The 8,907-nt window shown below is 42.9% G+C and carries 7 protein-coding genes and 1 rRNA gene; 5 read left to right on the top strand and 3 right to left on the bottom strand.

The window, feature by feature from the left end:
* A 16S ribosomal RNA gene (locus HC175_RS14770) occupies positions 1-66 on the bottom strand; the annotation flags it as partial.
* 1,978 nt (positions 67-2,044) lie between these two features.
* Positions 2,045-2,737: a DUF4294 domain-containing protein gene (locus HC175_RS14765; RefSeq protein ID WP_317172287.1), complete on the bottom strand. Its 693-nt coding sequence runs from the start codon at positions 2,735-2,737 to the stop codon at positions 2,045-2,047.
* A 100-nt stretch (positions 2,738-2,837) separates the two neighbouring features.
* Here HC175_RS14765 and HC175_RS14760 point away from each other — a divergent pair, with 100 nt between their 5' ends.
* Positions 2,838-3,926, top strand: a complete 1,089-nt coding sequence (locus tag HC175_RS14760; protein ID WP_168139262.1) for a M42 family metallopeptidase — start codon at positions 2,838-2,840, stop codon at positions 3,924-3,926.
* Positions 3,927-4,050: 124 nt separating this feature from the next.
* Positions 4,051-5,145 (top strand): DNA topoisomerase IB, encoded by a 1,095-nt coding sequence (locus HC175_RS14755; protein WP_168139261.1) that lies wholly within the window; start codon positions 4,051-4,053, stop codon positions 5,143-5,145.
* A gap of 29 nt (positions 5,146-5,174) precedes the next feature.
* Here HC175_RS14755 and acs read toward each other — a convergent pair whose 3' ends face one another.
* A complete protein-coding gene (gene acs / locus HC175_RS14750; protein WP_168139260.1) occupies positions 5,175-7,082 on the bottom strand; it encodes an acetate--CoA ligase in 1,908 nt (635 codons plus the stop codon).
* 185 nt (positions 7,083-7,267) lie between these two features.
* On the opposite strand from acs, the gene HC175_RS14745 reads away from it, so the two are divergent.
* Genes HC175_RS14745 through HC175_RS14735 form a run of 3 tightly spaced genes read left to right on the top strand, consistent with a single transcriptional unit; the run spans position 7,268 to position 8,848 of the window.
* Positions 7,268-8,218 carry a DnaJ C-terminal domain-containing protein gene (locus HC175_RS14745; RefSeq protein ID WP_168139259.1) on the top strand — a complete coding sequence of 317 codons (951 nt, stop codon included), beginning with the start codon at positions 7,268-7,270 and terminating at the stop codon, positions 8,216-8,218.
* Positions 8,211-8,516, top strand: a complete 306-nt coding sequence (locus HC175_RS14740; RefSeq protein ID WP_168139258.1) for a chaperone modulator CbpM — start codon at positions 8,211-8,213, stop codon at positions 8,514-8,516. The genes HC175_RS14745 and HC175_RS14740 overlap by 8 nt, the downstream gene beginning before the upstream one ends.
* Entirely contained in the window at positions 8,513-8,848 is a 336-nt protein-coding gene (locus tag HC175_RS14735; RefSeq protein WP_168139257.1) for a hypothetical protein, read from the top strand. Before HC175_RS14740 ends, HC175_RS14735 begins: the two co-directional genes overlap by 4 nt.
* Positions 8,849-8,907: the final 59 nt, after the last annotated feature.

Below are 8,907 nucleotides of genomic sequence, written 5' to 3'. Positions count from 1 at the left end.
CTCGACTTGCATGTGTTAAGCCTGCCGCTAGCGTTCATCCTGAGCCAGGATCAAACTCTTCATCGTTAAATCTTAAATAATATAACAATTACTAAGGAATTCCTCTTCTTCAAGACCATTGCTGGTCTATCAAAGCTCAAAACTTATCTTCTAGTCTTAATTCTTTATTATGCATCATGTTATTGCTAACATGATACGCGCTGTCAATTCAATATGTCAATGAACTCCGACCCCTCTGTCCTGCGGACATCTCCCCTTAAAAAAAGGGGAGAAACTTTTCCGTATTCCAGGAGTCGTTTCTTGTGAAATAAAAGGAGTTGAACCTTTTCTACCTGTGCCCTACCCGGGATTTCTTTTTTTCTTTATACACCGTAGCTTTAGCGTAGGTGTACAATATATTTTTATGAACTTTTGCTCTGTCTCAAAGCGGCTGCAAATGTACAACACTTTTTTAATTCAGCAAGAAAAAAAATTATTTTTTTCTTGCTCGTTTTATCTAACTTTTCAGCTCAAAACGGACGGCAAATGTACAACCTTTTTCACCAACCGAAAAGTTAAAATTTTAAATGTTTTTGGAGAACCTCTCCTAGACAATAATTCCAGCATTAGATATTTACCATCCTGCGCCAAAAATGAATTATCGCCTCATTCTATCTCCTTAACCACCCACTCTCAAAGAACTTCCACTAAACCTGCCTTAGCTCGTTAGCGGCTGCAAATATACGACCGATTTCTACTTCCGCAAGTGCTTCAGGAAAAAAAATTAAGCTTTTTTTGACATTTTTGAAGCCCTTAAACATAAGCTGCTCAAAATGACATTTTTGAGAGGCGGCAAAAAAGTTAGATCTACGAAGTTAGAAGTTAGAGTTTGACGTTACCAGCTTTATTGAAAGGAAAAACGTCAATGTGTTTTTTTACAAACGAATGTTTGATTTCATATAAGTTGATTTTAGTGGCCAACCTATATCGGGGACGTGCGGATGAGAGATTTCAGGAGTTATAAATATAGGATCCCATCCGGGTCATGGATTTACTCCACTCCTGTTATAACCCCTCCGGGATTCTGGGTTCGTGATGTGTCTATATATATTAGTGTATAGATCAATTACCAGTAGGACGTGCAATTTTGCCACAGTCCTGTTATTATGTGGCTCCTTCAGACCCAAAGGCACACGTTATAACTTAAGTGGTCCTAAAATTGGCATTTTTGAGAGGTGAGACTCCGGTAAGGTTCGACCCCGTCGGGGTCTTGGGTTCTTGATCTGTTCCCATATAAATATAAGACCCCGTCAGGGTCTTATGATGAGGATCCAAAGGATCCTCATATTGTATTAACCTAAAGAAAGGGGTGACCCGGGGGGTCAAATGTTTTTAGCTATAAATATAAGACCCCGTCACGGTCTTATCATGAGGATCCAAAATCATATTGTACTAACCTAAAGCAGGGGGTGACCCGGAGAATCAAATGTTTTTAGCTATAAATATAAGACCCCGTCAGGGTCTTATCATGTGGATCCAAAAGATTCTCATATTGTATTAACCTAAAGACAGGGGTGACCCCGGAGGGGTCAAATGTTTTTAGCTATAAATATAAGACCCCCCTCAGGGTCTTATGATGAGGATCCAAAAGATCCTCATATTGTATTAACCTAAAGCAGGGGGTGACCCCAGAGGGGTCAAATGTTTATAGCCTATGAATATAAGACCCCGTCAGGGTCTTATCATGAGGATCCAAAAGATCCTCATATTGCATTAACCTAAAGCAGGGGGTGACCCCGGAGGGGTCAAATGTTTATAGCCGATAAACGAAATATCCACCGAATTACATTTATAGGAATCAAAATAACCAATCCAATAGGATAATATTCAATGTCGTTTGAAAACGCAAAATCCAATCCTGTTACATATTAATGAATCGAAGACGTTACCCGCGTTAGGGATAGCAGCGGAAATCCTTTTTGAGAGGGACGAACAAAAAGATTGCAGCGAATAGCCCGACCCCACCTACGCCAGAGGCTACGGTGGGGAAACGCCCTAAATATGATCATGATTTTCTATCGGGCTTCTTTGGGGATGACCACTTATTGGTCAATTCCAGAAAGTTATAGTCTAAGGCCGATGGCTGCCTTTCCAGCTGTTTACTTTGAAATGCCCTTTGCAAAATATCTTCTATCAAATAATCCTCCTGGTTCCGGGCAGGATTAAATTCCTCTTTTAATGAAATATCAAACATGCTTGCGGTAGTATTATACCAGAACGCCCGCCACCCGCTTTTCAGCTCTTTTACAAGATCGAAAGTTGTAATACCGGTTTGCCTATGGATAAGCTTCACAAGGATCTGCCCTTCGGTACGGGTAAGTTTCTTTAGCTCGGCAGAAAATTCGTTCTCTATATAATCCTGCACGATCTTAGTATAGCGCTTGCGATCTCTTTTGGATTTGATCTGGTCAAGCCGGCTGTTCAATTCCACCAGCCTGTCTGACGCCAGTTTTGCATAAGGATAGACCTTCAAGGTCTTACGGCGCAGTATCAAGTATTTTCTTCTTTCAAGATCACTGTCAAACTTAAGTCGGCCCAGAATAAGCACCTCATCAAGGTCTATTTGCTTTCGCGCAATAGTATCGCCCTCTATAATATAGTATTCGTAATCAACGCTATCTTCAACAGGTGGTTTTACCTGTGCAAAAACCGGAAAAGCCACGAGAACAAGAAAAACGGTAAGTAACTTTTTCAAGATGATATTTTTTCTTTGTTGCGCTAAAATCATTCCAAATTTACATTATCGGAAAATTGTCAGCTCTCTATTTCTTATTAAATTCGTGCAAAAGTTTTAATTCATGAGCCAGGAAAGAATCCTCAACGACAAATCAATAAATTTCTTAGAAAAATATCTAAACAACGCTGCACCCACAGGTTATGAATGGGAAGGACAAAAGCTATGGATGAACTACATGAAACCTTATGTAGATGAGTTCATTACAGATACTTATGGTACAGCTGTAGGAGTGATCAATCCAAAAGCCAAATACAAGGTGGTCATTGAAGGCCACGCCGACGAGATCTCGTGGTACGTCAACTATATTACCGACGACGGACTCATCTATGTGATTCGCAATGGAGGTAGTGATCACCAGATTGCGGCTTCAAAAAGGGTAAATATTCATACCCGCAACGGGATCGTAAAAGGGGTTTTTGGATGGCCTGCCATTCACACCCGCGACAAGGAAAAGGAGCAGGCGCCAAAACTTGATAACATTTCCATAGATGTGGGGTGTGCTTCAAGAGAAGAAGTTGAGGCACTTGGAGTGCACGTAGGCTGCGTCATTACGTATCCCGATGAATTCTTTATTCTGAATAACGACAAATTTGTTAGCCGGGCGCTGGATAACCGTATTGGCGGATTCATGATTGCTGAAGTTGCACGCCTGCTGAAGGAGAACAAGAAGAAGTTACCTTTTGGGCTTTACATTACAAATTCGGTACAGGAAGAGATTGGATTAAAAGGTGCCGAAATGATCACGCATCGCATTAAGCCAAATGTGGCTATAGTGACCGATGTTACTCACGACACCACTACGCCCATGATCGAGAAAAAGACCAATGGCTATGCGAAGATCGGGAAGGGACCTGTGATCACTTATGCCCCGGCCGTGCAAAACAAGCTGCGCAACCTTTTAATAGAAACTGCCGAAGAGAAGAACATTCCTTTTCAACGGGCTGCATCCTCCAGGATCACCGGAACAGATACCGACGCTTTTGCCTACAGTAATGGAGGCGTGGCTTCGGCATTGATTTCTCTCCCACTAAGGTATATGCATACCACGGTTGAAATGGTACACCGCGATGATGTGGAAAACGTGATTCGTCTTATTTACGAAAGTGTACTGCAGTTAAAAGACGGCGATACCTTTAGTTACTTTGAATAGTATCCAAAAATGACATTTTTGAGCCTCCTTAAATATTGATTTAAGGAGGCTTTTTTATTTCTGAACTTTCACATTTCTTTAGAACCACTTGCAGCATTCGTAGTTTATATTTAGAAAAAAAACTATGGTGCTTTCTTCTGAAGAAGTTACTTCCCTCATTTCTAATCCCGATCTCGCCGCCGAAAAAGCAAATTTGCAGTACATGTCTGAAGATGATCTTTGCATCATTCGGAAGAAAAGAGGAAAAGGATATCAATACCTCAAGGAAGGAGAACCTCTTAAAGAGCAGGAACACCTGGAGCGTATCAAAAAACTTGTTATTCCGCCGGCATGGGAAAAGGTGAAGATCTGTCCTCATCCCAACGGGCATTTGCAGGTAGTGGGGCTGGATGCGAAGAACAGAAAGCAGTACATGTACCACCCCGACTGGACGAAATTCCGGAATCTTACTAAATTCTACAAACTGGCCGCTTTTGGAAAGGTGCTTCCTAAAATTAGAGCTCAGGTAGATCAAGACCTGGACCTAAGAGGAATGCCGCAGCGTAAGGTACTGGCTCTCGTAGTAAGACTTATGGAAGAAACTCACATTAGGATTGGGAATGACGCCTATGCCAAACAAAATAAGTCTTACGGACTCTCAACGTTGAGAAGCCGACATGTACAGATCTCCCGCGGCAAAATGAAATTCAATTTCGTTGGAAAAAAAGGCATTGAGCATTCTGTCTCTGTACAGGATAAGAAATTGATCAAGCTGGTGAACAAATGTGAGGAAATTCCGGGCTGGGAAGTCTTTAAATATTATGATGAGGAAGGCAAAAAGCGCAGCATTGACAGCGGTATGGTCAATAACTATATTCAGGAAGTAAGCGGGCAGCTTTTTTCGGCTAAAGACTTCAGGACCTGGAGCGCCACCAAAATATTTTTTGAAAGTCTTAGGGAGATTGGCTATACCGAAGAAGAAAAGCAAAATAAGAGTAATCTTTTAAAAGCTTACGACACAGCAGCAAGTGCCCTTGGGAATACCCGGAGCGTCTGTCGCAGTTACTACGTACATCCTCACGTAGTAGAATTATATCAAACCGGAAACATTGTTCCCTATTTCCAAAAGGTAGAAAGAAAAAGGACTTCCAAACCTAACCTTTCTCAAACTGAAGAAGTACTTCTGGAACTGCTGGCAGATTATGAGATCGAACTGGAAGAGCAAGAGGCAAAAAAATGATCTTTGCCCCTTCTCCCCTGCTGTTGTTTTTAATGTTTTGCTTCAGCCATGATCTCATCCACGATCTCGGGGTTGAGCAGCGTAGAGGTATCGCCAAGATCAGCAGTATCATTGGAGGCTATTTTCCTCAGGATCCTTCTCATGATTTTTCCGCTTCGGGTCTTGGGTAGTCCGCTAACGAACTGGATCTTTTCAGGTTTGGCAATAGGCCCTACAGTTTCAGAAACTATAGCTTTGATCTCTTTAATAAGTTCTTCTGAAGGTTCAATATCATTATACAAGATCACGTAGGCATAAAGTGCATTCCCCTTTACCTCGTGTGGATAGCCTACCACAGCACTTTCTACTACACTTTCGTGTTCATCTATGGCATTTTCGATGGCAGCAGTACCAAGGTTATGTCCTGAGACTATAACAATATCATCTACCCTTCCCGTAATTCGATAATTTCCGGAGGCATCGCGATAAGCCCCATCTCCTGTAAAATATTTGTTCTTAAAAGTGGAATAATAGACCTCCTTATACCTTTCATGATCTCCATAAATGGTGCGGGCTATAGAAGGCCACGGAAATTTGATGGCCAGTCGCCCTTCGGCAGGTTCGTTCGTATTTGGAATTTCCTCTCCCTGCTCATCCATTAGTACCGGTTGCACCCCCGGCAAGGGTAAGGTGGCAAAAGTGGGACGAGTTGGCGTGATTCCGGCAAGTGGTGAGATCATGATTCCGCCGGTTTCAGTTTGCCACCAGGTGTCGACCACGGGGCAATTTCCTTTTCCAATATTATCATTGTACCAGTGCCAGGCCTCTTCGTTGATCGGCTCCCCTACGCTACCAAGGACTTTGAGCGAAGACAGATCATGATCTTCTACAAATTTCAGGGGTTGTTTCGCAAGAGATCGAATTGCAGTTGGCGCTGTGTAAAAATGCGTGACCTTCAGCTTTTCACAGATCTCCCAGAATCGGCCATAATCTGGATAGCTGGGAATACCTTCAAACATCACTGTTGTAGCGCCCGATGCCAGCGGACCGTAGATAATATAGGAGTGGCCGGTGATCCAGCCAATATCGGCCGTACACCAGTAAACATCGTCCTTTTCCAATTGAAAGACATTTTGAAAAGTGTAGGTGGTTCCTACGAGGTAGCCTCCCGTGGTGTGCACCATGCCTTTAGGTTTCCCAGTCGAGCCGGAAGTATACAATATAAAAAGCAGGTCTTCTGCATCCATGACCTCGGCCGGGCAGTCCTTTTCTGCTTTCTGAAGCTCATCGAACCAGAATTTATCCCTTCCGTCCTTCATCGCTGTAGGTTCCACCGTACGCCTGTAAACAATCACAGTTTCAATGGACGGAGTTTCTTCCAGCGCCTTATCACAGATCTCCTTCAGATTCACTTTTTTGGCACCTCTGTATACTTCATTGGCAGTGATAAGCATCTTACACTCCGAATCGTTGATTCGCCGGGCAATTGCCGAACTTGAAAAGCCTGCAAACACTATGGAATGCACAGCACCAATCCGCGCACAGGCAAGCATCGCTATAGCCAGTTCGGGGATCATGGGCATGTAAAGGCACACCCTGTCGCCCTTCCCTATCCCGTTATTCTTTAAAACATTGGCAAATCTTGACACCTTCACAAAGAGCTGCCTGTAAGAGATGTACCGGGATTCTTCATCTGGATCATTGGGTTCCCAAATAATAGCCGTTTTATTCCCCAGTTTTTCCAGATGCCTGTCCAGGCAGTTTTCTGTAATATTCAGTTTCCCTCCCTGGAACCATTTTACTTCGGGCTTTTCAAAATCCCATTCCAGGGTTTTGTCCCATTTCTGTTGCCAGGTAAAGGTATTTGCGATTTCTTCCCAAAAGCCTTCAGGATCTTTGAGGCTCTTCTTATATGCTTTTTTATATTCTGCGAAGCTGCGTAGCTGTAGATTTTCCATAATTTAAATTTAGGAAAAGCAGCTTCAAAAACAAATCTAAGTTTCCTGATTGTTTCAGAAGGGGTTCCAAAAATGTCATTTTTGACAGGAAATATTTTCAGAAGTATTTAACCTGTTCCGCTTCCTGTGTTTTTTCTGAAAACTGTACCTTTAAGAAGCAGAACTTAAAAATTTCAGGAGAACCTATGGAATTCATTGATTACTACAAGGTTTTGGAGCTGGATAGAAGTGCGACGAAGAATGACATTAAAAAAGCCTACCGGAAACTTGCCCGAAAATACCATCCTGACCTGAATCCAAATGATGCTGCGGCTCAAAAGAAATTTCAGCAGATCAATGAGGCGCATGAGGTGCTTATAGATCCCGAAAAGCGCAAAAAGTACGATGAGTACGGGAAAGACTGGCAACATGCCGAAGAATTCGAACGAGCTAAAGCGCAACAGCAGCAATATCAAAGACAAGGCCAGGGCGGCGGCTTTGGAGGTTTCGGCGGAAATGCCGGCGGATTCGGAGGTGCAGAGAGCTTCCACAGCGGCGGATTTGAAGGGGGAGATTTCTCAGAATTCTTTGAATCTATGTTCGGTGGTGCCAGTAGCGGAAGCAGAAGAGCTACCAGATTCAGAGGTGCCGACTATAACGCGGAACTACATCTTAACCTCACCGACATTTATAAGACCCGGAAGCAGACCATAACCGTTAATGGAAAAAACATCAGGCTTACCATTCCCGCCGGTGTGGAAGACGGGCAAACCATTAAAATCTCAGGTTATGGCGGTGAAGGCACGAACGGTGGGCCTGCAGGAGATCTCTTTATTAGCTTTGCCATCAATAACAACACTTCCTTTAAACGAGAAGGCAAAAACCTTTATAAAGAGGTCGACCTTGATATTTTTACTGCCATGCTGGGCGGGGAGCTCATGGTGGACACGATGGATGGAAAAGTAAAGCTCACCGTAAAACCCGAAACTCAAAACGGGACCCAGGTAAAACTGAAGGGAAAAGGCTTTCCGGTTTACAAGAAAGAAGGGCAGTTTGGCGATCTGTATATCACCTATAACCTGAAGATCCCTGCAAATCTTAGCCCTCGTGAAAAAGAACTTATTCAGGAATTAAAAAAACTGAGAAGCAATGGATGAGAGATATGTTTCTATAGTAGAATTTTGCAATTGTCACCGCGTGGAATACTCCTTTATTCACTCCTTAAACGAATATGGACTTATTGAAACGGTAGTTATTGAAGACAATGAATATATTGAACAGGAAAGGCTAAGGGACCTGGAACGCCTGATGCGGCTACATTTCGATCTCGAGATCAACATGCAGGGGCTTGATGCCATTAATAATTTGCTGCAGAAGGTTTCCGGGTTGCAGCAGGAAATAAGAGCTTTGGAAAACCGGCTAAAGCGGTACGAAGACCAAAATTTTAACCTATGAAAATAATTCTGAATCTAATGGCAGGAATCCTGTTGCTTTCTTTAGCACAGACCTGCGGCAACAGCACAAAAGAAGACAACAAAGCTTCTCAAACTGAAACTCAACAGAACACTATGGAAATTACAGGCACCATAGAGGAACAGGGCATGACCTCTTATCAATACGGCACTCATACCATTACCACCGCTGGCGATGAATTCTACGCCTTAAAAAGTGAAGCTCTGGATCTCGACCAGTACATAGGTAAAAATGTGACGCTTATTGCAGAAAAAATAGAAGGTTACCCGCTATCTGGTGGTCCGGATTACCTGCTGGTGCTTTCTGTAAAATAGATTAAAGGATTACGAAGGTAGATTTTTGAGGGTAGATTTACGAAGGTAGATTTACGAAG

This window comes from Salinimicrobium oceani, from assembly GCF_012037645.1.
Note: the sequence above shows the minus strand (reverse complement) of the source record. Positions and strands in the feature narration are given on the sequence as shown.